This is a genomic window from Collinsella sp. CLA-AA-H302, from assembly GCF_040093305.1.
GTDB lineage: Bacteria > Actinomycetota > Coriobacteriia > Coriobacteriales > Coriobacteriaceae > Collinsella.
On the sequence record NZ_JBBNJW010000007.1, the window covers coordinates 30,540 to 55,305 of the forward strand.

The following is a 24,766-nucleotide window of genomic DNA, read 5'->3' on the forward strand; positions in this document are numbered from 1 at the left end:
GCAGTCACCCGAGGTAAACCTTTACCGCCCGCCTATATTTGCCGAAATTACACTTGACGGCGGGGTACAATAAACCCGCATGCGGATTTCCGTTGCGGGCGCTTCCCATCGCCGGGGCGTGCCCGGGAGCATCCGGCATGCGGCCTTTGCGGCGCTCGGTCATGTGCAAGACGGGCGGTCGGGTCTGTGGGGCGCATCAGTTGCCCCTCGCCTCGGCATGTCTTCTCTCCACGCCACGTACCTGCTGCTGAGCCTGCCTGCCAGATGATTGGAAGCAACAGCGTAAATCCCATCACGCCAATATCCCGGCAATCGCCGGGGCCTGTATACCTATATGAGAGGAGAGGGGTATATGGCGCGTAAGTTTAAGTCTATGGACGGCAACGAGGCGGCCGCATATGTTTCGTATGCGTACACCGAGGTAGCGGGAATCTATCCCATTACGCCGTCCAGCCCGATGGCCGACCATGTCGACCAGTGGGCGGCCCAGGGTCGCAAGAACATCTTCGGCACCCCGGTCAAGGTCGTCGAGATGGAGTCCGAGGCAGGTGCAGCCGGTACCGTTCACGGTTCGCTGGGTGCCGGTGCTCTGACCACCACCTACACGGCTTCTCAGGGTCTGCTCCTGATGATCCCGAACATGTACAAGATCGCGGGCGAGCAGCTCCCGGGCGTCTTCCACGTCTCCGCGCGTTGCGTCGCTTCCCACGCCCTGAACATTTTTGGCGATCACTCCGACGTCATGGCCTGTCGTCAGACCGGCTTCGCCATGCTCGCCGAGGGTAACGTCCAGGAGGTCATGGACCTCTCGCCGGTGGCTCACCTTGCCGCCATCGAGGGCAAGACCCCGTTCCTTAACTTCTTCGACGGCTTCCGCACCAGCCACGAGATCCAGAAGGTCGCCATGTGGGACTACAAGGATCTGGCCGAGATGTGCGACATGGACGCCGTCCAGGCTTTCCGCGATCACGCGCTCAACCCTGAGCACCCGCACACCCGCGGCAGCCACGAGAACGGCGATATCTTCTTCCAGAACCGTGAGGCCTGCAACAAGGTCTACGACGAGCTTCCCGCCGTCGTCGAGGGCTACATGAAGAAGATCAACGAGAAGCTCGGCACCGATTACGGCCTGTTCAACTACTACGGCGCTCCCGATGCCGACCGCGTCGTCGTGTGCATGGGCTCCTTCTGCGACGTGCTCGAGGAAGTCATCGACTACCTCAACGCTCACGGCGAGAAGGTCGGCCTGGTCAAGGTTCGTCTGTTCCGTCCGTTCTCCATCAAGCACTTCGTCGACGTTCTCCCCGAGACCGTCCAGAAGATCGCCGTCATGGACCGTACCAAGGAGCCGGGTTCTATCGGCGAGCCGCTCTACCAGGACGTCGTCTCCGCTCTCTACGAGGCCTGCAAGACGGGCATCAAGGTTGTCGGCGGCCGTTATGGCCTGGGCAGCAAGGACACGCCTCCCGCGTCCGCGTTCGCTGTCTTCGAGGAGCTTAAGAAGGACGAGCCCAAGCGCGAGTTTACCATCGGCATCGTCGATGACGTGACCAACCTGAGCCTGCCCGAGGCCGAGGATGCGCCCAACACCGCAGCCCCCGGTACCATCGAGTGCAAGTTCTGGGGTCTGGGTGGCGACGGTACCGTCGGCGCCAACAAGAACTCGATCAAGATCATCGGCGACCACACCGACAAGTACGTCCAGGCCTACTTCCAGTACGACTCCAAGAAGACCGGCGGTGTCACCGTCTCGCACCTGCGCTTTGGTGATTCCCCGATCCGTTCGCCGTACTACGTGACCAAGGCCGACTTTGTCGCCTGCCATAACCCCAGCTACATCGTTAAGGGCTTCAAGATGGTCCGCGACGTCAAGCCGGGCGGCACCTTCCTGGTCAACTGCCAGTGGAGCGACGAGGAGTTCGCCGAGCACATGCCCGCCGTGGCCAAGCGCTACATCGCGAACAACAACGTCAACGTCTACCTGATCGACGCTATCGACCTGGCGGCCAAGGTCGGCATGGGCAAGCGCACCAACACGGTGCTCCAGTCCGCCTTCTTCGCGCTGGCCAAGGTCCTGCCCGCCGAGGACGCCCTGCAGTACATGAAGGACGCGGCTACCAAGTCCTACATGAAGAAGGGCCAGGCCATCGTCGACGCCAACCACAAGGCCATCGATGCCGGCGCTACCGCCTTCCGTAAGTTCGAGGTTCCGGCCGACTGGGCTACCGCCGAGGATGCCGCTCCCGTCGAGCTCTCCGAGGAGACCAAGTCCGCTATCGCCCAGCAGGTCAAGAACCTGCTCGAGCCCATCGATCGCATGGACGGCGACAGCCTGCCTGTTTCTGCCTTCGTCGATTGTGCCGACGGCCAGTTTGAGCTGGGCGCCTCCGCATACGAGAAGCGCGGCGTCGCCGTGGTCGTTCCCCACTGGGACGAGACCAAGTGCATCCAGTGCAACCAGTGCGCCTACGTGTGCCCGCATGCCACCATCCGTCCGTTCGCGATGACCGAGGACGAGGCTGCCGCCGCGCCCGAGGCTACCCGCACGCTCGACGCCATGGGCCCCAAGGCCAAGGGTATGAAGTTCACCATGGCTGTGTCCCCGCTCGACTGCATGGGCTGCACCAACTGCGTCAAGGTCTGCCCCAAGGGCGCCCTCGAGATGGTTCCCACCGAGCAGGAGATGGACCAGCAGCCCGTTTGGGACTACATGGTCGAGAACGTCTCCGAGAAGAAGGAGCTCATCGCGGCCAACGTCAAGGGCAGCCAGTTTAAGCAGCCCTACCTGGAGTTCTCGGGCTCCTGCGCCGGCTGTGCCGAGACCGCCTATGCACGTCTGGTGACCCAGGTCGCCGGCGACCGCATGTTCATTTCCAACGCCACCGGCTGCTCCTCCATTTGGGGCAACCCCGCTGCCACCGCTCCTTATTGCAAGGACAAGGACGGTCACGGCCCGGCGTGGAACAACTCCCTGTTCGAGGACAATGCCGAGCACGGTCTGGGCATGGCCGTTGGCTATGAGGCCGTTCAGCACAAGCTGATCACCGCTACCCAGGACATCATCGCTGCCGATGGTCCGTCCGATGAGCTCAAGGTCGCCGGCCAGGCTTGGATCGACTCCGTCAACGACGCCGAGGCCTCCAAGACCGCTGCCGCTGCCTACGTTGCCGAGCTCGAGAAGTGCGGCTGCGACGCTTCCAAGGCAATCCTCGCCGACAAGGCTTACCTCACCAAGAAGTCCTTCTGGATCTTCGGCGGCGACGGCTGGGCCTACGACATCGGCTTCGGTGGCCTGGACCACGTCCTGGCTTCCGGCCACAACGTCAACGTCTTCGTCTTCGACACCGAGGTGTACTCCAACACCGGCGGTCAGGCCTCCAAGGCCTCGAACCTGGGCCAGGTCGCTCAGTTCGCCGCTGCCGGCAAGGTGACCAAGAAGAAGTCTCTGGCCGAGATTGCCATGAGCTACGGTTACGTCTACGTGGCACAGGTTGCCATGGGCGCCAACCCGGCTCAGACCCTCAAGGCTATCCACGAGGCCGAGGCCTACGACGGCCCGTCCCTCATCATCGGCTACAGCCCCTGCGAGATGCACTCCATCAAGAAGGGCGGCATGCAGAACTGCCAGGCCGAGATGAAGAAGGCTGTCGAGTGCGGTTACTGGAACCTCTTCCGCTTCAACCCCGAGGCTGCTGCCGGCAAGAAGTTCTCGCTCGATTCCAAGGAGCCCGCGGGCGGTTATCAGGAGTTCCTGATGAACGAGGCCCGTTACGCTTCGCTGACGCGTTCCTTCCCCGAGCGCGCCGAGGAGCTCTTCAAGGAGAACGAGCAGGCCGCTATGGACCGCTACGCTCACCTGCTGAAGCTCAAGACGGTGTACAACGAGGCCTAGGTCTCCCACCGCAGGATCTGAGGGCTGACCTTCGCGGACGTCCTCGGACATGAAAGAACCCCCGCTGCGCACTACGTGCGGCGGGGGTTCTTTCGTCCTGCGGAGTGTCCGCGAAGGTCAGCCCTCAGATCCTGCTACGACTACGTCCTCGGATCGTGTGGCTGAATGAAGGACGTGGCTGAGGGGGCCTTATGTCCCTTTCGCTGTTTCGCGGCTTTGCCGCGAAACCTCGCGCCACTTTGGGGATGGATGGAGGTTTTGGCTGTTGCCGCCTTCTATCCCCGTGCTTTGGGGTTGGGCGCCTTTTCGGAGCTCTTCTTTATTCCTTATGCTGGATGAAAAGCCCCATGTTTTTGCAGGGGTGCATACTCGTCTTATAAGTGCATAGAATCTCGTATAGTGCGAGTAAGATTTTGCGCTGTCCGTTTTGTGTTTAGCAAAGATATAGTTTGCATAATCCGGTCTAATCCCTGCTCTATTTAAATAAAGTTGCACGTAAATGGCGTAGATATGCGTGAGCTGGGGTTCTTTACGCTGAGCGGGTAAAAACGACCGTTCACCGTTCCACTATTTTCAAAATGAATAAAATGAGCGATAAAGAGAATATAAACCTTAATAAACTCGCGTATCGCACGGACGCGGGTTATTAATGGGTTGTAGGCCTTTTACAGAAAGGATTCCAGCAATGTCTAAGCCTCTTGGCAAGCCCGATCGTATTGTCGTCGCCCTTGGCGGCAACGCCCTCGGCAACAACCCCGTCGAGCAGATCGAGGCCGTGAGCAACACCGCCCACGCTCTCCTCGGTCTCATCGAGCAGGGCAACGAGATTATCATCACCCACGGCAACGGCCCGCAGGTCGGCATGATCCAGAATGCCTTCGCCGCCGCCCACGATGCCATCGGTACCCCCGAGATGCCGCTGCCCGAGTGCGGCGCCATGTCCCAGGGCTACATCGGTTATCACCTGCAGCAGGGCATCGGCCGCGAGATGCACAAGCGCTATAAGCGTTGGCACGCCGCCACCGTCGTCACCCAGATCGAGTGCGATCCCGACGATCCCGCGTTCAAGAACCCGACCAAGCCGATCGGCCCCTTCTACACCGAGGAGCAGGCCAAGGAGTTCATGGCCGAGGATCCCTCCAAGGTCTTCGTCGAGGATTCCGGCCGCGGCTGGCGTCGCGTCGTCGCCTCCCCCGACCCCAAGAAGATCGTCGAGGCTGACTCCATCCTCAACCTGCTCGACAACGAGTTCATCGTCATCGCCTGCGGTGGCGGCGGCATCCCCGTCGTCCGCGACTACGAGAACAAGGGCTGCTACAAGGGCGTTCCCGCCGTCATCGACAAGGACCTGGGCGGCGAGCTGCTGGCCGAGGACTGCGACGCCGACGTCCTGTTCCTGCTGACCGCCGTTGAGCATGTCGCCATCAACTTCGGCAAGCCCAACCAGGAGGAGCTCGAGGACCTCACCGCCGACGAGGCCGAGCGCCTGGCCGACGAGGGCCAGTTCGGCAAGGGTTCCATGGAGCCCAAGGTCCGCGCTGCCATCAAGTTCGCCCGTTCCCGCAAGGGCCGCACCTGCATCATCGGCGCCCTGGACAAGGCCGCCGAGACCATGGCCGGTCTCTCCGGTACCCGCATCCACGAGTAGTCTCTACTCTGTTGCATCTTTCGTGGGCGCCAGGCAAAGCGCCCACAAACTAGCCTCTCTTCATGAGCCCCGCAGTCCGCTCCGACTGTGGGGCTTTTGCTATTCACCTAGTCATTGGGGACGTTCTTAAACGACTAGTCAAACAAGAACGTTCTCAACGACTATTCATTTAAGTCTGTCCCCAATGAGTGCCAATGACTAGTAGTAGGCCCACATGGCTTCGACTTCGTTGAGGACCTCTACGACGCCCCAGCGGCGGGCGCTGCGGCTGGCCGAGTTGGGGTCGTAGACGCAATCTGGTTGGCATCGTCGATGCCGTAGAGCACGATATAGTGGCCTACGTTGGTAAACGTGCCGGGGCGCACTGCGGCGATGACGGGCGCACCCGAGCGAAGTGCTTGGGTAATCGATTCGCGATCGTTATAGAGCTGTGTTCCGTTGAGCCCCAGCTGCCACGCACCGCCTGTCATAAACGACCACTCGGTGGCACCAGTGGGGGCGTAGTTGCCGGCTTCGGCCAGTGCGCATATATCGACCGGCGTCTTATCGGTATGGCCGGTCTTAAAGATATAGACCATGGTGAGGCAAGTGGGACCGCAAGCGTTTTCGCGAATAGTGCCACCGGCATAGGGCAGCTCCGACCATGCGGGGTCAATTTGGTAGATGTGGGGCATGGTGCCGGCCTGCCACTGCGAGCGTGGGGTCGAGAACGCAAAGGAGTAACCGGGTGCGACGGGAGCTTTAAGCAGCTTGTCCTCGGCAGTGGGCTCGAGACCGGCTGATCCGTGAGAGATACAGGATCCCAAAAACACAAAGACGAGGCAGGCGGCGATGGAGCAAAACGCAAGGCGTAGGCGGCGGGCCGGAAGCGCGTGACTTGTGGTGTGCGACGCGGGGCGAGGGGCGGAATTGCCGCGATCGCGTTGAGGTCGCGAAAAGGAGCGCTTAACGTAGTAGTCGGTCTTACGGCGATCGTAGCGGCGTGGCTGCGATGTGTTGGTCTGGCGTTGGCGTGTGCTCGTACTCATGCGGTCTGACTGCTGCACGGTACGGCTTTGTTGCCGCGAAGAAGCCCCGAGCTGCTCTTGGGGGCGCTGCGGGTTGTCGTTGTCGGAGGTGCTTCTGGGCGTTGGCGTGGTGCGGCCGGCAAGGCGCACGCTTTGTGGCCGTTGGTCGCCGTCATTGTATCCATATGCCATTCGAATCACCTTGCCTCATGTGTAACTTGTCTATCCTACATAAAAAGAGGCGCGACACATGGGTATGTGCGCCAAAAGCCTGACAAATGGTATGAACGTTGCCGCGCCGCGCGCCAAGCGTCACGGCAACAGGTATTCAAAAGCAGACAAGATGAAAGCGTCCAAGACGAATGACGTCTTCCGCCGTTCGTCCCAAAAACGGCGCCGCTCGTTTTGCAGTTCTGCCTTCGGTCGAGCCACAAGCGGCGCTGCTGTGCCAAGGCCGTATCTTAAAGCCACGAAATAAAAGCGCGCGGCAAAACGGACCGCGCAAGGGGTGACGCCAAAGAGGCGTCAATAAGGAAAGGAGGGGAACAATGGCGGACAAGAACGCAGAAGTTGCAGTCGAAGGTAACGGCGGCATGAAGAAAACGCTTTCGCTCTGGAACTTCTTCACCATCGGTTTCGGTGCCATCATCGGAACTGGCTGGGTTCTGCAGGTCGGCGACTGGATGGTCGTGGGCGGCGGTCCCGTTCCCGCTATGATCGCATTCCTCTTGGGTGCAATCTTCCTCGTGCCCGTCGGAGCTGTTTTCGGTGAGCTCACGGCTGCTATCCCCATCTCGGGCGGCATCGTCGAGTATGTCGATCGTAGCTTTGGCCGTACGCTGAGCTACATCACCGGTTGGCTCCTGGCCCTGGGCAACGGCATCCTGTGCCCGTGGGAGGCCATCGCCATTTCGACCCTCGTGTCCGAGATGTTCGGCAGCCTGCCCGGTCTTGAGTGGCTGCGTGCCGTCAAGCTCTATACCATCCTGGGCGCCGACGTTTACCTGTTCCCGACGCTGATCGCGCTCGGCTTTGCAGCCTACGTCATCTTCCTCAATTTCCGCGGTGCCAGCTCGGCCGCCAAGCTCCAGGCCTTCCTGACTAAGGCTCTGCTCTGCGGCATGCTGCTCGCCATGGGTGTTTCGCTGTTCACCGGTTCGCCGGAACACGCCATGCCCGTGTTCTCCCAGGTCACCGGTGCTGGCGGCGGCAAGCCCGCTACCGAGGGCACCAGCCTGTTCGCCGGCATCGTGTCGGTCCTGGTTCTGACCCCGTTCTTCTACGCCGGCTTCGATACCATTCCTCAGCAGGCTGAGGAAGCAGCCGAGGGCCTCAACTGGAACAAGTTCGGTAAGATCATCTCCCTGGCCCTGCTGGCCGCCGGCGGCTTCTACATGGTCTGCATCTACTCGTTCGGCACCATCCTCGACTGGCATGAGTTCGTTAAGAGCCCGGTTCCCGCACTCGCCTGCCTCAAGGGCATCAACATGCTCCTGTACTTGGCCATGCTCGTCATCGCCACGCTTGGACCCATGGGCCCGATGAACTCCTTCTACGGCGCCACGAGCCGCATCATGCTCGCCATGGGCCGTAAGGGCCAGCTGCCCGAGAAGTTCGCCGAGGTCGATCCCAGCTCCGGCGCTCCCAAGCTCGCCTGCGCCGTTCTGGGCGTCATCACCGTCATCGGTCCGTTCCTGGGCAAGAACATGCTCATCCCTCTGACCAACGTGTCGGCTCTCGCCTTCATCTTCTCCTGCGGCATGGTCGCCCTCGCTTGCCTGCGCATGCGCTTCACCGAGCCCGACCTGCCTCGTCCCTACGAGGTGCCCGGCGGCAAGTTTGGCATCAGCCTCGCTGTCGCTGCCTGCGCCGTCATCATCGGCCTGCTCGTGGTCCCGTTCTCTCCCGCCTCCCTCAACATGGTGGAGTGGAGCATCGTGATCGGCTGGCTGGCCGTTGGCCTGGCCCTCATGGCCTTCACCAATTCCCGCAAAAAATAACGCCTAGCCGGGGCGGATCGGGTGCGCGGACCCCTCTCTTCCGCGCACCGAACCCGGCACCACTTGGGTAGCTTTGTGAGGCCATAACCCAACATGGCCTCGCCCACTATATGGATCCATAAGGAGGAACCATGTCCACTAAGTACGCAATCGTTGGCGGCAAGCTCATCGACGGTACCGGTGCCGAGCCGGTCGAGAACTCCCTCGTTCTCGTCGACGACAACGGCAAGATCGAGTATGCCGGTGCTATGCAAGACCTTCCCGAGGGCGTTGAGGTTATCGACGCCGCTGGCAAGACCGTCCTTCCCGGCCTGATCGACACCCACCTGCACTTCTCGGGCAACCTGACCGACGATGACACAGACTGGGTCATGCAGCCGCTCCTCGAGAAGCAGGCCGTCGCTGTCAAGCAGGCCTACGACTGCCTCACCCACGGCCTCACTACCGTCTGCGAGATCGGCCGCTTTGGTATCCAGATCCGTGACTGCATCGACAAGGGCGTCTTTAAGGGCCCGCGCGTTCTGGCCACCGGTCTGGGCTTCTGCCGCGTTGCCGGTCACGGCGACTCCCACCACTGCACCCAGGAGCTCAACAAGGAATCCCATCCCTGGGGCGACCAGGTCGATGGTCCTTGGGATCTGCGCAAGGCCGTCCGTCGTCGCCTGCGCGAGAACCCCGATGCCATCAAGATCTGGGCAACCGGTGGCGGCATCTGGCGTTGGGATTCCGGTCGCGACCAGCACTATTGCTCCGAGGAGATCCAGGCCGTGGTCGAAGAGGCAAAGATGGTCGGCATCCCCGTGTGGAGTCACTGCTACAACAACCACGCCGCCGCCTACGATTCCGTCCGCTTTGGCTGCGAGCAGCTGATTCACGGCTTCGATATCGATGAGCGCACCATGGACCTCATGGCCGAGCAGGGCACCTTCTTCACCCCGACGATCGCCTTCCTGCCCACCTGGTACGCCACCTATCCGCCCGTCTACGTCCCCGAGCTGCATGACAAGTACGAGGGCACCCTGGTCGAGAAGGAGCTGCAGCGCAACTACGACTGCCTGCGCGAGGCCAAGAAGCGCGGCGTCGTCATGACGATCGGCTCCGACTCCTTCTCCTTCGTCACCCCGTACGGCACCTGCTCCATCGAGGAGATGTACGAGTTCGTCGACAAGATCGGCTTCACTCCGGTCGAGACCATCACCTGCGCCACCCTCAACGGTGCCAAGATGTGCCACATCGAGGACGAGACCGGTTCCATCGAGGCCGGCAAGTGCGCCGACCTGCTGGTTGTCAACGGTGACGTCGCCGCCGACATCCACGTGCTCAACACCGACAACATGGACGTCATCATGAAGGACGGCTGGATCGTCGAGGCTGGCACTTTTGGTGAGGCTAACAAATACAGCGCCTAAGATACCGTTTGTCGATGGCTTGATGTAAAACACAGTTTTTGATTGCATAATGCAATGGAGAGGGTCGCTTGCGGCCCTCTTTATTGCTATGGGTGCTACGGACAAGAGGGGATGACGGTGGATTTAAACAGGCTGATTCTGGGCAAGAGCTACAACTCTACCAAGGTCTTTCGTACGGCCCAGCATGTGGTTCAGGCCATCCTGCTCGGTATTGTCGTTCCGGTGCTTATCCTGCTGCTTATCTGGGATTTAACCGATAATCCCAATCCCGTTCCGGGCGTTGTCGTTATTGCCGGCCTGGTCATGCTGTGCTTCTTTTTCTCGTATGTCTTTGTGGTCCCCGACGACCTCACATCGAGCGCAACCGACCGTACGCTCGCCATCGCATCAAAAATATTCGCCTACACGTCGCGCGGCCTTACGCCCGAAGCGGCCCTGGGCGCCTCTAAAATCATCCTGTCCGAGACCATCGCCTCTGCCATCTGCTTTACCGATGGCAAACAGGTGCTGGCAAGCTGGGGCGAGGACTCGGCAAAGTGCCCTGCCGGCACCCCGGTCGTGCTCAAGACCACGCTCAACGTGATCGAGTCCGGCGAACAGAGTGTATTTTCGCGCGACGCCTCCAATGAGACGGGCGGCTATTTTCCCCGTCTGCGCGCCGGCATTGTCGCGCCGCTGACCGTGCGCGGGCATTACGTGGGCACGCTCGAGCTGTATTACCCCCGCCTGAGCAGCATCGATATGCGCCAGACGGCGTTGGCCTCGGGCTTTGCCGATCTCATTTCCACGCAGCTCGCCAGCTTTGAGCTCGAGCGCCAGGACGAGCTCACGGCCCGCGTGGAGCTTCGCGCCCTGCAGTCGCAGGTCGACCCGCATTTTCTATTCAATACCATCAGCACCATCGTGTCGCTCGTTCGAACCGAGCCCGACAAGGCGCGATCGCTGCTGATCGATTTTTCCAATTATTACCGTCAGACGCTTTCTGACTCCGATACGCTCACCACGCTCGAGCACGAGGTGGAACAGGGCACTCGTTATATCAATCTTATGCAGGCCCGGTATGGCGACGGCCGTCTGCGCGTCTCGGTCGACATCGACTTTGAGGTGCGCGACAGCCTGGTACCGCCGTTTATCTTGCAGCCGCTGCTCGAAAACTGCATCAAGCATGCGCAGCGCGAGACCGAGCCGCTTTCTATTCGTGTTAGGGCTTTTGAGACCGATGACGGCTTGGAGATCATCGTCGAAGATGACGGCATCGGGATGAGCGAAGAAGTCTGCGCGCATCTGTTTGAGCAGCATCGCCGAGAGGAGCCCGAGAGCATTACCGCCGACGGCTCCGTCAAGCGAGGTTGCGGCCTGGCGCTCTTCAACGTGCTTCAGCGCATCCATTTCTTTTACGGAGAAGATTCCGGCATGCGCGTGAAGTCCCAGGAGGGCGTGGGAACGCAGGTCATCGTTGAGTTGAACGGCGAGCCGCATGAGCCGGCGCCGTTGACGGTGTAGTACGCGGTTGGATTGAGAGAAAAAGAGGGGAAGCGCATATGTCCGAAGGCTGGAACATCTTGGTGGTTGATGACGAGCCTCCGATTAGGGCTGAGCTACGCTATCTGTTGGAAAAGGATACGCGTGTGGGTCAGATTGCCGAGGCGGGCAATGTCACCGAAGCCGTGGAGTCGATTCTGTCGAACAAGCCCGACGTGCTGTTTTTAGACATTACCATGCCCGGCCGCTCGGGAATTGAGCTTGCCGAGACGCTGCAGAACCTAAAGACGCCGCCGGTCGTGGTGTTTGTGACGGCATTTGCCGAGTACGCGGCCGATGCCTATAACCTCGATGCTGTCGATTACATCGTCAAACCGGTCGAGGATGCCCGCTTGTCAAAGGCACTCGACAAGATCGAGACTGCCCTGGGCGCTCGCCGTGTCGTCCATGCTCCGCGCCAGCCTTTGCGCCTGACGGTGGATCGCGGGGGCAAAAAGGTGTTCATTCCCGTGGCGGATGTCTGCTACTTTGAGGCGCGTGCCGATTTTTGTAACGCCGTTTGCGCCGAGGGAACATACCTGATCAATGAGTCGATTTCCTCGCTCGAGCGGCGCTTGGCCTCCGAGGGTTTTATTCGTGTCCACCGCAGTTATCTGGTCAATTTGGAAGACGTACATAATGTCGAGATCGGCTCCACGGGCCTGATGGAGCTCAGGCTCGACCGCGTGAGCTCGACGGTGCCCGTGTCCCGCCGTCGCGCCGCCGAGGTCAAGGCGCACCTGGGGCTTGCGTAGGCGGGCTGCACACCATCGTTTACCGCCGCAGGTTTGGCATGACCGCACGGTGGGCATAATGGGTGACATCGAATGAAATCGAAAGGATCATTATGCCCGCGCTCATTACGCATCATCTGTTTGGCGAGGAAAGCATCGACCGTCTTCCGCAGGGCGTTATCACGTCCGACGAGGAGCGCATCGCCTTTATCCTGGGAAACCAAGGTCCCGACCCGTTTTTCTTCCACATGCTCACGCCGCGCATCTCCGACTGCACGCTGCTTGCTCAGGTTATGCACCGCTCGCGCATGTCGCGTCAGTTCTCGTGCCTGCGCGACGGCGTGTCGCACCTGCAGCCGCGCGATGCCAATCTGGGTCGCGCGTTTGCGCTGGGCCTGCTGTCGCACTATGTGCTCGACCGCAATGCCCACCCCTTTGTCTACGAGCAGCAGTTTGGCATTGTTGAGTCCGACCCCGAGCTCGAGGCTTCGGGCGGTCAAGTTCACGCCGTGCTCGAAAGCGACTTGGACGTGCTGATGCTGCAGCTCAAGCGCGATGGGGCAACGGTCGAGGATTATCCGCCGGCGGGCGAGATCGTCACGACCGACCGCATCAATCGTGTTGCCGGCGTGCTGATGAGCTACGTCGCCGGGCGCGTGTACGGTATCGACATCCCGGCGGGGGAGTACGCCGGCGCCGTAGCCGACATGCAGCTGCTCTACCGCACTATCGAGCCGGCCGGTTCGGCCAAGACGCGCGCGATTGCCCTGCTCGAGGGCTTGGTGCACGATTATTCGCTGCTCGACGGCCTTGCGCACCGCGTGACGACCGAGCTGCCAGAGCGTACCGGCAACCTGGGCCACTTGGCATGGAAGAACCCCTTTACCGACGAGGTCTCGAACGAGAGCTTCCCCGAGGTCTTTGACCGCGCGCTGCTCGATTACGAGTGCACGGTTGCCCGCTTTATCGAGACCGGCGATATGGAAGCCGTGACCAACCACGTCAATTACAGCGGTCGCGTGCTCGGCGCCGACGAAGAGTTCGACCGCGAGGAATAACAAGCCGACTCATAAGTTGCGGTGGAATAGTTCCTGAATGAAGCTCCCGGGGGGCTAAGCAGGAACTATTTCACCGCAACTGCGTTGATGGGATGGCGTTTCGCCCTGCGTGTCCGTATGACCGCTTCTGTCCCTTTGCCGAATCCTTACCGGTGCCTCTGTGCAATTGGGGTACGATGAACTAGCTGCATATCGGGAGAATACGAAGGGTCCCTGTCCATGAAATACACCAAGCTCGAGCGTAACTGGGTCATGTACGATGTGGGAAACTCGGCCCTCGTGCTGCTCAATACCTCGGTGGTGCCCATCTACTTTAACGCCATCAATACCGGTGCTTCCTCGGCAGACCTGGTGGTCGCTTGGGGCAACGCGCAGACGATTGCCTCGCTGGTCATTGCCATGCTCATGCCCATTCTGGGCGCGCTTGCCGATTACGCCGGCAACAAGATCAAGTTCTTCTTGGGCTTCTTCCTCACGGGCCTGGTCCTTTGCCTGGCGCAGGCTATCCCAATGTCCGCCATGGCATTTTTGACCGTGTACGTGCTGTGCACCATCGGCCTTAACTCTTCTATGACGTTCTACGACGCCATGCTGCCCGACATTACCACCGACGAGCGCATGGACGCCGTGTCCAGCTCGGGCTATGCTTGGGGCTATATCGGTTCCACCGTGCCGTTCATCATCTGCCTGGCGCTTATCATGGGTGGCCCCGCTCTTGGTGTCCCCACCATGCTGGCAACGCGTCTGTCGTTTGTCATCACTGGTGCCTGGTGGCTCATCTTTACCCTGCCGCTCATTCGCACCTATAAGCAAAAGTATGGTCGCGAGCGTGGCCCCGAGGACACCATCGGCCACATCGTGGGCGGCGTGTTCTCCGAGGTCGGACACACCATGCGTGAGATCGCCCATAACAAGACCGTGCTGGTCTACATGATCGCGTTCTTCTTCTACATCGACGGTGTGCACACGGTCATTTCCATGGCAACCAGCTACGGATCGGCTTTGGGTATCGACTCGACTCAACTGGTGCTGGCTCTGCTCGTTACGCAGTTTGTGGCCTTCCCGTCCGCCATCATCTACGGCAGGCTCGCCGGCCGCGTGGGCACACTCAATATGATCTTGGTGGCCGTCGCCGCCTATATGGGCATTGTGCTGTTCGCCGCGTTCTTCCTCAAGACCGCCTTTGAGTTTTGGGTGCTTGCCATTATGGTCGGCCTGTTCCAGGGCGGCGTGCAGGCGCTCAGCCGCAGCTACTTTGGCCGCATTATTCCCAAGGAAAAGTCCAACGAGTACTACGGCTTCTTTGATATCTTTGGCCGCTATGCAAGTGTTATGGGCACCTTCTTGGTGTCGGTCGTCACCTCGCTGACCGGCAACCCCTCGCTGGGCGTCCTGTCCATCGGCGTGCTGCTGGTGGTGGGCTTTGTGCTGCTGGTCCGTCTGTCCCGCATGTCTCAGACGGCAGAGCAGGCCGCATAAGAACTTGCCGGTAATTGCGTCCGCCGCGATACTCTTTTGGGGTTATCCGCAATAAACATTGCGACTTGCGAGCAATGATTTGCCCAAGTGGGTATGATGGAATCAGCTAGGTCGCGGGGCGTCGCCTGTGTTTGGCGGCGTCCCGTTTTTGTGTTGCAGGGAGGGTAAGGCATGAACGCCACGGTCGTGATTCCAACGTATTGGGCGGGCGATGACGCTCGCGCAAACGCCCCTGGCACCTATGACCATTCGACACGACTCAACGCCGACAATCCTGAACTCGACCGCTGCCTGGCCTCGCTTGAACAGGTGCGCGACATCCCGCGCATCATCCTTTTGGTGGTCTGTCCCGTTTCTGCCACAGCCGATGTGTCGCTGCGCGTGCACGAGATTGTCGACGCGCATCCCACGCTCAAGGTCACCGTTGTCACCAACACCCAGGCCTCGCGCATCGCAGACCGGGTTGCTCAGATCGCGCCCAAGGGTTCGGGCGAGTGCGTGAGCCTGCGAGGCTACGGTGCCATCCGCAACATGGGGCTGGCCTGCGCTGCGGTGCTGGGGCATGACGCGGTTATCTTTTTGGATGACGATGAGACTGTCATCGACGCCGACTTTATGAAGCGCGCGACCTATGCGTTGGGGCAGCAGACGCGTCAGGGCTTGCCGATTTTGGTCAAGAGCGGCTATTTCTACGATCGTGACGGCTCGCCGTTGGCTCCCACGGACAAGGCGGGCATCTGCCATCGTTGGTGGACCAAGCGCATCGAGTTCAACCGTTGGATGAAAAAGGCGCTCTCGGGCACCCGCATCTCGCGTTCCAACTACGTGTGCGGCGGCCTGATGGCCCTGCACGCCCGCGCCTTTACGCGTGTGGCCTTTGACCCGTTTATCACCCGCGGCGAGGACTTGGATTACCTCTTTAACATGCGCATGTTTGGCTACGACGTGTGGTTCGATAACGAGTGGACCGTGCGCCATCTGCCCCCGGAGTCCGAAAAGCGCTCACCGCGCTTTATGCAGGATGTATACCGTTGGTACTACGAACGGGCCAAGCTGACATTCGCCGCGCATCAAAAGGAGCTCATTCCCGTTACGGCGGCATCGCTCATGCCCTACCCGGGCCCGTGGATTTCGCGCGAGCTCGACGACCGCGTGCGCAAGACCGCTATGGTCCGCAGCGTGTTTACCCGCGAGCATGAGGGCTACCTGCGCATCTGGCGCCATGGTATCGACGAGGCAAAGGCCTATGCGCGCCAAAACGCTGCAAGCTATCTGCGTTTTCAGAGCTTTTGGCCCAAGATCATGGACGGGCTTTGGCGTGACGCACAACTGATCAGTATCCTGGAGGGGGCCGAATGATCGACCGCCGCGCCCAGCGCGATAGTTCAATATCAATCTTTCGCATCATTGCCGTTGCCTGCGCCATTTGCGTGCTGGTGTACTTTATTTTTGCCTTGGTGACCGGTATCGAGCCGATCGCCACGGTGATTGCCTGCGCGCTGCTGTGCATCTTTCTGTGCATCTTTATCTTTTTGACGCTCAATCCCGATTCGGTGCGCTCCCAGTACACCGAGGAGACGCTCTCGGTGGCCTCGGCCATGCTCGAGGACATTAAGGGCGGTCTGACGCAGGAGTCGGCGCGTTTGGTGTGCCAGCGCATTTTGCCCGAGACGCGCGCCATGACGGTGGCCATCACCGACGAGGGCAACGTGCTTGCCTGCGCGGGAGAGTTCGAGGAAAAACTACTGCCAGATTCTCCCATCCACACGCTTGCCACACGCTACGTTATCGAACATGGCATCGTGCAGTCGTTCAACCGTATGGTGGATGTCGTGGGCTCGGACGGCTCGCACAACCAAGTCCCCGCCGGCATTATCGCCCCCATCAAGGTGGGTGACCGCACCGTCGGCACGCTCAAGTTCTACTACAAGACCCCGCGCGCCGTCGACCGTACCCAGTACGCGCTTGCCTCGGGCTTTGCCGAGATCTTGTCCACACAGCTCGCCATCCACGAGCTCGAGGTGCAAAAGGAGCTCACGGCGCGCGCCGAGGTGCGTGCGCTGCAGGCGCAGATTAACCCGCACTTCCTGTTCAACACGCTGAACACCATTGCATCGTTTACGCGCACCGACCCGCTGCGGGCCCGCGAACTGCTTCGTGAGTTCTCATCGTTCTATCGCGCCACGCTCGACAACTCGGGATCGCTTATTCCGGTCGCGCGCGAGGTCGCACAGACCAAGCGCTACCTTACCTTTGAGAAGGCCCGCTTTGGCGAGGACCGCGTGCTTGCGACGTTCGATGTGTCCGAGGACGTGGAAGATACGCTGGTGCCGGCGTTCGTGATCCAGCCGATTGTCGAGAACGCCGTGCGTCATGGTATGGGCGATGACGGCGCCCTGAGGATCGACGTGACCGTTCACCAAGACGGCGAGGATGCAATCTTGATTGCCGTGGCCGATAATGGCGTGGGCATGGATGAGGGTACCGCCGCCAGACTGTTTGACGAGCGCTCTGCCCGTCCCGACGCCAGCTCTCCCCAGGGTGGCGGCGCCGGTGTGGCCATGCACAATATTTCGGAGCGCATCCATCGCTTTTTTGGGCCGCACTCCTATACGCGTGTCGAATCGGCGCCGGGCAAGGGCACCAAAGTGCTCCTTCATCTTGATTTGTCAGAGAGCATCTTTGACATTCAAGAGTAAAATAAAAGGCTACGGGCTCAACGTCATGCGACGGATGCCTGGCGTAGTTAGTTGACGAAAGGTTTTATCCCTATGCTGCGTGCGATGATTGTGGATGATGAGGCGCCGGCTCGCTCGGAGCTTCGCTTCTTGCTCGAGCAAACGGGCAAGATCGGCACGATCACGGAGGCGTCGAGCGTCCGCTCCGCCATCGAGATGCTTATGGAAAGTCGCGTGGATGTCGTGTTTCTCGATATCTCGATGCCTGGTGCCTCGGGTCTGCAACTTGCCGAGGCGCTGCATAAGCTCAAAAATCCGCCGGCGATCGTGTTTGTGACTGCGTATAGCGACCATGCGGTCGAGGCATTCGACGTCGATGCCGTCGATTATCTGATGAAGCCTGTCGAGGAAGCTCGCTTGGATCGCGCGATCGAGAAGGTCATGCAACGCGCCAAGCCGGTTACGGACAGCAAAGTGACCATCGAGCGTATCCCGGTGGAAAAGGGCGGCCGCAAGGTGCTCATTCCCGTGGATGACATCCGCTTTATCATGGCAAAGGACGATTACTCCTGCATCTATACCGTCGATGATCGCTTTTTGTCGACGACCTCGCTGGCGCAGTTTGAGGCCAAGCTCTGCGACTTTGGCTTCTTCCGTGTTCACCGCCGCTATATCGTCAACCTAGCGTGCGTCACGGACGTTGAGACGGTGCCCTCGGGCGCCATCCAGCTGGGCATTACGGGCGTCGACGAGCGCGTGCCGGTTTCGCGCCGCCGCGTCGTGCCGCTCAAGAAGGCTCTGAGTCTCTAGCACACTGGCCCCGCAGCCCTGTAGACCCATCGTCTGCGGAGCCGTGGGGCCTTTTTTGTATGTATCTGCCGAATCGTTTTTTGCGGAAGGGATCCCATGAACAGTGCAAGCGCCAAGCGTATCGACATCATCTCGGACACCCACGGCTATTTATCGCCTGCGCTCTTGGATGAGCTTGAGGGCGCAGACCTGATCATCCACGCCGGCGACCTCACGTCAGAGATGGACTACGAGCACCTGTGCACCATCGCCCCTGTGCGGGCCGTATTGGGGAACAACGATTACTACCGCGACTACGGCCCCGATGTAGATCGCCTGGCGCTCTTTACCTACGAAGGCCTTAAATTCGCCGTAGCCCACTACCGCGAAGACCTTCCGGTGGGATCCGTAGACGTAGCCATCAACGGCCACACCCACGTAACCAAAGAAGCCCAGGTGGGCCGCTGCTTAGTCCTCAACCCGGGCAGCGCCAGCTACCCCAGAGGCACCCGAGGCCCCACCATGGCCAGAATGCTCGTCAAAGACGGCAAGATACTGACCACTAAGTTTATTGACTTGGACTAACCGCAACAAAAACGGGGGGGCGCAGATCGCATCTCCCGTTTTTCTTTCAGCAAAAGGCAGAGCTTCGGCGACAACCTTAGACAACCCCGCCGAGGAGAACGGGGACCTCGAGCCGCGGAAGCGGCGAGGAGCAACAACGACTCGAACAAAGTGACGGCAGGGAGGGTCTCCGGGGCTGGGGGCGGGGGTTAAGTTTGTCGCGAGTTCCGCACGCAAAGGAAAGCACTTAATGTGCTTTCCGTCTTGCGCAGGACTGTAGAGCAGCAAACTTAACCCCCGCCCCCAGCCCCGGAGACCCTCCCGGATGGCCCCAAAAATTTTTTCAAAAAAGTTGTTGCGCGCCGGACAGACTTCTGTGTATACTAATCCCCGCAGCGCACGCGAGCGGAAACAAACGCGAACGTCTGCCTGGGGAGTTAGCTCAGTTTGGTTAGAGCGCCGGCCTGTCACGTCGGAGGTCGCGGGTTCGAGCCCCGTACTTCCCGCCAACGCAATTAAAGCCACGTCTTCGGACGTGGCTTTTTGCGTTTGATGCACTTTGTTTCGATAGAACGATTGCCTTGGTGCATCTTCGCCCAGAATCCCCGCGCCTTCGGGAACGCAAGTAAAATCTAATAAGTATATCTGTCTGAACAACAGCTTTGTTGCGCAACACCTGTTCAACGAGACAGGGGGTTAGGTTATACTAAATTGCACTGTAGGCCGCATCTGATGCATTTCGCTCCAAGCGCGGCACTCAGTGGATATCCGATTTACCATTTGGATGTCCTAGCGGTCATTTAGCGTCTCGACACAAGCTCGGCCCCGGAGCTCGTTCGAGCTGTTCGTATTCCTTGAAAGGGGAAAAATGGACATATCGAGGAAGACTGATTACGCCCTTCGTATGCTGGCGATGCTTGCCGAGGATCCGGAGCGTTTGCTTTCTGTTCGCACCGCTGCCGAAGAGGTCAATGTTCCGTATTCGTTTGCCCGCTCGATTCAGCACGGTTTGGTCCAGGCCGGTATTGTGGAGAGCCTGCGTGGCGTCCACGGTGGCATGCGTCTCAAGGTCAGTCCGGACGATGTCACTATCCGTCAGGTCGTCGAGGCCGTTCAGGGCCCTATGGTTATGAATGATTGCACCGCACCCGATGGCGACTGTGCACGCATGGGCACGTGCTGCTATCATCCCCTGTGGGCCGGAGCTCAGGCGTTGATGCGCGACTACCTCGATTCCGTTTCGCTCGGAGACATCGTCGCTCACCGCCAGTTCCCGGCCGTCGATCCCAAGTTCGCCGACCGCGAAGCGTTTCCCGAGTACGCCACCTGTGCGTGTGCTTGCCGGGAGGAATAGCGCCGCATAAGGAGCATAGATATGATTCAGGACCCCTTTCGTTCGATGATTCGTTCGGAAGGGGTCCTGCGTTATCGCGACCTTCCGTGGCGCCGCACGCGCGATCCGTACATCATTTGGCTTTCCGAGGTCATGTTGCAGCAAACACAGGTGCCACGCGTGGAGACGCGTATGCCGGCGTGGCTCGATCGCTTTCCGACCGTGCAGGCGCTTGCCCAGGCCGCGCCTTCCGATGTTTTGGACGCTTGGCAGGGGATGGGCTACAACCGACGCGCCCTGGCGCTTCACGGGGCCGCTCAACGGGTCGTAGAGGATTGGGGTGGGGAGTTTCCGCACGAGACGCGTGACTTGGTCGCTCTGCCTGGTATTGGTCCGGCGACGGCGCAGGGCATTCGGTCGTTTGCGTTCGATCTTCCGGGCGTGTATCTGGAGACCAACGTGCGCACGGTCTTTCTGCATCATTTCTTTCCCGACGTGCCGGCTGTTCCCGATCGCGAACTGGTGCCGCTGATTCAGGCGGCCTGCCCAGCGGCTCCCGGTGCGGTGACGGACGAGATTGCCCCCTTTGCCGTGCCTCAGGACAATGCCGACACACCGCGCGCGTGGTATTACGCGCTGCTGGATTATGGCGCGTATCTTAAGAAGACGCTGCCCAATCCGTCTAGGCGATCGGCGGGTTATAGTCGTCAGTCCAAGTTTGAGGGCTCACGTCGCCAAAAGCGCGCGCATATCGTGCGCATGTTGCTGGCAGCGCGCGATGGCCAACCGGCGGGGATTACGCTTGCTGATGCCGTGGCGGGCGTTAACGAGATGGAGGCGGCGGCAGGCCGCGAGCCAGTCGATCACGATCTTGCCGCGGGCATTTTGGCCGACTTGGAGCGAGAGGGCTTCTGCCGCTCCGAGGGCGATCGTTGGCTGAGTGTATAGATTGCTCAAATTTTACGGTTTAGATTTTCGACAGGGGGTATCCTGAAGGCAAAGCCGCTCAAAGCCTATGGGCGGCATGTATTGAAGGGAAGTACACCTATGGATTTTGAGAACTCTCAAACCAAGAAGAACCTCGAGACCGCTTTTGCCGGCGAGTCTCAGGCACATACCAAGTATCGCTACTACGCATCTAAGGCCAAGAAGGATGGTTACGTTCAGATCTCGAATATCTTTGCCGAGACGGCTGGCAACGAGTCCGAGCACGCCAAGCTGTGGTTTAAGTATCTGCACAATGGCGCCGTTCCCGGCACGCTGGATAACCTGCGCGATGCCGCTGCGGGCGAGAACTACGAGTGGACCACGATGTACGACGAGTTCGCCAAGACCGCCGAGGAGGAGGGCTTTGCCGAGATCGCCGCAAAGTTCCGTGGCGTCGGTGCTGTCGAGAAGGCCCATGAGGAGCGCTACAACAAACTCGTCGAGCGCATCGAGTCGGGCGAGGTGTTTGAGCGCGAGGGCGTAAAGGTGTGGAAGTGCCTGAACTGCGGGCACCTGCACGTTGGTGCCGAGGCGCCTGAAGTGTGCCCGGTGTGCAACCACCCGAAGGCGTACTTTGAGGAGCAGGTGGTGAACTACTAGCGCTTGGCGCTGGCTGCTGCGGGGCGCAGGGCGGGAGGCCGGATCGCCTTCCCTCCCCGCTCACGGCTCCGCAGGGTCGCGTTGAGGGAAGGCGATCCGGCCTCCCGCCCTGCGCCCCGGCTTCGGGTCGTCGCGTGCTCGCTACAGAAAAGCTGATATTAAAGTTTGTGTGCCGCCCCTTTTTGGGGCGGCACGTTTTTGTGTGGGGGCCAGTTGGGGCCGCACCATCGCTTAGGGGTAAACTGGGTAGTGTTTTTGTTTATTTACTGCCTGATGTGGGGTGCTTTATGGGTAAGAAGTCTCGGGCTCGGATGGCCGCTGCTGGGACTCGTCGTGATCCTAATCGCGTGGTTGATGAGGGCGGTAAGATTGCCCGTGCCGGTAAGGAGAAAAAGGTTGGGGCGCATGCTCATCCTGAGTGGGCGCCTCATTTGAATACGGCGAGCGAAGACCTGACTGCCAAGCTGTTTACGATGGTCGAGGTCATCTTGGGCGTGGTGCCTGTGGTGGTCATCGGTCTGTTTTTGGCCTCTAAGGATGCCACGAGTGTGGATAAGCTCACCGATGTCTTTTCTCAGGACCCCTCGATGGTGGTTGCGTTTATCTCTGCGTGCCTGCAGCCGTTTGTGGCGTACATGCTGTACATGATCTATCGCAAATACTGCGAGGGCGATGCGGGCTTTGCCGCCGGCAACCTGATCGGCCTCTTGTGCTCCGAGATTTTGCTGCTCAATATTCCCGGCGTCATCGGTATAGGCATCTTGTTGTGGCGTGTCTGGCGCAATGTCGCTCCGCACTTCGAGAGCTGGCTGTTTGAGCGCCGCGTTGCTGGCGTATTGGCAGACATTGCCGGCTCGCTTGTGATTCTGGCCCTGGCGTTTATATGTGCCACCGCCTCTCGGGGCCTTGCGGGCATGTAGCCTGCCTTCGCTGATTGCGGAGCGCGGGGCAACTGCTGGCTTCGCCGCTCCGGACGTCAGGCCCGCGGCGCATCCCTTTCCCTCTCGCTCACGGCTTCGCAGAGTCGCGCGAGGCAAAGGCATGCACCGCGGGTCTGACGGCGCGGGCTTGCCAACGAGTTTTGGCTCATAGATTAGTTTGTGTGTCGCCCTTTTGGGGCGGCACGTTTGTTTATGTGGGGTCCCTGTCTTCACATTTTTCGTCAAGCTTTTGGTCAGCTTTTGGTTAGTTGGCTTGGTGGTGGAGGGCCAAAAGATTGTTATCGGAAAAAGCTCAAAGAAAGTGCTGGTAGGGGAGTTGTTGAGCTTTTCGACAGCTTTTGGGCAAAAGAAACTTTGTGGCTATTGCCGGCGATTGTGTTGTCGCGGTCATGGTGATGCGGGATGCTGGGCGCAAGCGTCGAATGCTCCGATTTTGGAGGCCAGCATGGATCTGTTTCTTGAGACCCCGCAGCAACAAGCCGAGCGCATGTTGCGCCAACAGCAACGGCTTATGGAGATGCAAATGCAAGGGGTAGCCGCCCAGCCTCCTGCGCAAAATGCCGCGCCCGCGGTTTCGCTTGCGGGTGGATCGGTGCCAGAGAACTATTCCGTACAACAAGATTCGTATGCGCAGGAGCTTGCGTTTGACAAACGCCGCACGCGCCACCGCCGCGTGGGCCAGCGCCTGCGCACGTTAGCGATGATCGTGCTCATTCCGTTAGGACTTGCGGCGATTTTCCTGGTCTCGTATGCGCTCACCTGCATTCTCAACGGTGCCTCGCCCAGTGAAGTGCTCCAGCATCTGTCAGCCCTCGGCCAGCGCCTAGGCGATGTCATAACAACCATCCGCGCCGGCTGGGAGAGCTAGCGTTTGCCACATCAGGACTTCTAGGGTGTAGGGATTCTCGCCACGAGTAGGATTCTTGCATCCTGTGGGTCCTGTCGTGCGACTGAATAGTATTATTGAAGATGAATAATAATAGGATTTGCTATGTATAAGCAGGATTTAGAGCAGACTCTTTTGGATATTGACGAAGAGGCGGAGCTGGAAATAGGTCCAAGAGACGATAGGCCGAGCGTTGTATTGGTGGGAGGAAGCGCCTTCATGCTAAACGATGTGACGAATCGGTCGGTTACACATGACATTGATGTGTTTGAGGCAGACAGGTGCCTCCGCGAGATCATAGCTCGATACCCCGAGGTGAATGGCATGGCAGTGGCATATTGCAACCAGATGCCATTCAATTACGAAGATCGACTGATTCCATTGGAGATTGGGGCGCATTTTATCAGGTACTTTACGCCATCTTTGGAGGATCTGGCGGTGATGAAGCTTTATGCCTATCGTCCGAACGACATCGTCGACCTCCATAGTCGAACATTTATCGACCGACTTGATTGGGGTCTGCTCGAGCGGCTTATATTCGATGAAGGAGAGGCGTTGGCCTCGTCGCCTTCAGAGCGGAGTTATCAAGAGATGGTCTGCGCATACAGGCAATACAAAAAAGAGGTGCTCGGTTGAATCTGACTTTTGAGGGATTTTTGAAAGGCTATTGCCGAGAGCTGTCCGGACAGCAGTCGCTGAGTTTTAGGAAGCTTGTAAAGCAGGCAACAACGGTTGAGCCGCGTGTGGCGGAGCCTCTGTTTTTGCTCGCTTTGGCGCAGGGTAAGGCCGAATACGTTCTGGGTTTATCCGAGGGCTCGTGGATGGAAGAGGGCTATCGAGGTGTTTTGTCTCTGTATGGCCAAGCGAGTAGCCTGGCATCTCTATGCTCCGAGGATAAGCTCCCCAATCGTTACGCCAACGTTTGGCGTGCGTATAGAGGGGTGAAAGAAAAGCCAGCGGCCGACAGAAGGGTGAACGCCCTGATGAGAAAGAGAACACTTAAAGCATTGGAGGAATCGGGTGTAACGCGCTACGGTCTCTGCCGCGATTTGAATCTGAATAAGGGAAACGTGTACGCATACTTAGCCGGTGATGACTCGAAGGTGAGCAGAAAGACAGCGCGTCGCATTATGGAATATGCGGAGGAGAGAAGCACCCAAGAAGGGGCCGGGCACCCGGTGCGTGTGGCGGGGTAAGATTAATCGAGGTTTTGATTGGTGCTCGATTGGGTTTGTTGGGC

Annotated in this window: 20 protein-coding genes and 1 tRNA gene; 20 read left to right on the forward strand and 1 reads right to left on the reverse strand. The window is 59.5% G+C overall.

Annotation, left to right across the window (positions count from 1 at the left end; all coding sequences use genetic code 11):
- Positions 1 to 352: 352 nt before the first annotated feature.
- Positions 353 to 3,892, forward strand: a complete 3,540-nt coding sequence (gene nifJ / locus AAAV21_RS06425; RefSeq protein WP_349108239.1) for a pyruvate:ferredoxin (flavodoxin) oxidoreductase — start codon at positions 353 to 355, stop codon at positions 3,890 to 3,892.
- A gap of 685 nt (positions 3,893 to 4,577) precedes the next feature.
- Positions 4,578 to 5,540, forward strand: coding sequence for a carbamate kinase (arcC, locus tag AAAV21_RS06430; protein WP_006235166.1), 963 nt, complete (start codon positions 4,578 to 4,580; stop codon positions 5,538 to 5,540).
- A gap of 239 nt (positions 5,541 to 5,779) precedes the next feature.
- Here the strand turns inward: arcC and AAAV21_RS06435 are convergent, their stop codons facing one another.
- Positions 5,780 to 6,739 (reverse strand): C39 family peptidase, encoded by a 960-nt coding sequence (locus AAAV21_RS06435; RefSeq protein ID WP_349108241.1) that lies wholly within the window; start codon positions 6,737 to 6,739, stop codon positions 5,780 to 5,782.
- Positions 6,740 to 7,095: 356 nt separating this feature from the next.
- On the opposite strand from AAAV21_RS06435, the gene AAAV21_RS06440 reads away from it, so the two are divergent.
- From AAAV21_RS06440 to AAAV21_RS06525, 18 genes are all read left to right on the forward strand, one after another.
- Positions 7,096 to 8,547, forward strand: coding sequence for an APC family permease (locus AAAV21_RS06440; protein ID WP_349108243.1), 1,452 nt, complete (start codon positions 7,096 to 7,098; stop codon positions 8,545 to 8,547).
- 131 nt (positions 8,548 to 8,678) lie between these two features.
- Positions 8,679 to 9,956: an amidohydrolase family protein gene (locus tag AAAV21_RS06445; protein WP_117655955.1), complete on the forward strand. Its 1,278-nt coding sequence runs from the start codon at positions 8,679 to 8,681 to the stop codon at positions 9,954 to 9,956.
- Between the two features lie 117 nt (positions 9,957 to 10,073).
- The gene (locus AAAV21_RS06450) at positions 10,074 to 11,459 is read left to right on the forward strand and encodes a histidine kinase (RefSeq protein ID WP_349108245.1); all 1,386 of its coding nucleotides are present in this window, start codon (positions 10,074 to 10,076) and stop codon (positions 11,457 to 11,459) included.
- Positions 11,460 to 11,497: 38 nt separating this feature from the next.
- Positions 11,498 to 12,232 carry a response regulator gene (locus tag AAAV21_RS06455; RefSeq protein ID WP_349099968.1) on the forward strand — a complete coding sequence of 245 codons (735 nt, stop codon included), beginning with the start codon at positions 11,498 to 11,500 and terminating at the stop codon, positions 12,230 to 12,232.
- A 92-nt stretch (positions 12,233 to 12,324) separates the two neighbouring features.
- Positions 12,325 to 13,269: a zinc dependent phospholipase C family protein gene (locus AAAV21_RS06460; protein ID WP_349108247.1), complete on the forward strand. Its 945-nt coding sequence runs from the start codon at positions 12,325 to 12,327 to the stop codon at positions 13,267 to 13,269.
- Between the two features lie 219 nt (positions 13,270 to 13,488).
- Complete coding sequence (locus tag AAAV21_RS06465) at positions 13,489 to 14,748, forward strand: MFS transporter (protein WP_349108249.1); 1,260 nt, start codon at positions 13,489 to 13,491, stop codon at positions 14,746 to 14,748.
- A gap of 171 nt (positions 14,749 to 14,919) precedes the next feature.
- Entirely contained in the window at positions 14,920 to 16,107 is a 1,188-nt protein-coding gene (locus AAAV21_RS06470; protein WP_117743936.1) for a glycosyltransferase, read from the forward strand.
- A complete protein-coding gene (locus AAAV21_RS06475; RefSeq protein WP_349108253.1) occupies positions 16,104 to 17,447 on the forward strand; it encodes a histidine kinase in 1,344 nt (447 codons plus the stop codon). The genes AAAV21_RS06470 and AAAV21_RS06475 overlap by 4 nt, the downstream gene beginning before the upstream one ends.
- 72 nt (positions 17,448 to 17,519) lie before the next feature.
- A complete protein-coding gene (locus AAAV21_RS06480; protein WP_006235156.1) occupies positions 17,520 to 18,236 on the forward strand; it encodes a response regulator in 717 nt (238 codons plus the stop codon).
- A gap of 96 nt (positions 18,237 to 18,332) precedes the next feature.
- Entirely contained in the window at positions 18,333 to 18,800 is a 468-nt protein-coding gene (locus tag AAAV21_RS06485; RefSeq protein ID WP_055252090.1) for a YfcE family phosphodiesterase, read from the forward strand.
- Between the two features lie 410 nt (positions 18,801 to 19,210).
- Positions 19,211 to 19,288: transfer RNA gene (locus AAAV21_RS06490), tRNA-Asp, on the forward strand.
- 359 nt (positions 19,289 to 19,647) lie between these two features.
- Positions 19,648 to 20,133 carry an Rrf2 family transcriptional regulator gene (locus AAAV21_RS06495; protein WP_117629049.1) on the forward strand — a complete coding sequence of 162 codons (486 nt, stop codon included), beginning with the start codon at positions 19,648 to 19,650 and terminating at the stop codon, positions 20,131 to 20,133.
- Positions 20,134 to 20,154: 21 nt separating this feature from the next.
- Positions 20,155 to 21,060, forward strand: coding sequence for an adenine glycosylase (locus AAAV21_RS06500; protein ID WP_349108256.1), 906 nt, complete (start codon positions 20,155 to 20,157; stop codon positions 21,058 to 21,060).
- Between the two features lie 99 nt (positions 21,061 to 21,159).
- Entirely contained in the window at positions 21,160 to 21,699 is a 540-nt protein-coding gene (rbr, locus tag AAAV21_RS06505) for a rubrerythrin (RefSeq protein ID WP_349108258.1), read from the forward strand.
- 287 nt (positions 21,700 to 21,986) lie between these two features.
- Complete coding sequence (locus AAAV21_RS06510) at positions 21,987 to 22,619, forward strand: hypothetical protein (protein WP_349108260.1); 633 nt, start codon at positions 21,987 to 21,989, stop codon at positions 22,617 to 22,619.
- A 466-nt stretch (positions 22,620 to 23,085) separates the two neighbouring features.
- Complete coding sequence (locus AAAV21_RS06515) at positions 23,086 to 23,508, forward strand: hypothetical protein (protein WP_349108263.1); 423 nt, start codon at positions 23,086 to 23,088, stop codon at positions 23,506 to 23,508.
- A gap of 123 nt (positions 23,509 to 23,631) precedes the next feature.
- A complete protein-coding gene (locus AAAV21_RS06520) occupies positions 23,632 to 24,162 on the forward strand; it encodes a DUF6036 family nucleotidyltransferase (protein ID WP_349108264.1) in 531 nt (176 codons plus the stop codon).
- Positions 24,159 to 24,722 (forward strand): hypothetical protein, encoded by a 564-nt coding sequence (locus tag AAAV21_RS06525; RefSeq protein WP_349108266.1) that lies wholly within the window; start codon positions 24,159 to 24,161, stop codon positions 24,720 to 24,722. Before AAAV21_RS06520 ends, AAAV21_RS06525 begins: the two co-directional genes overlap by 4 nt.
- Positions 24,723 to 24,766 lie beyond the last annotated feature (44 nt).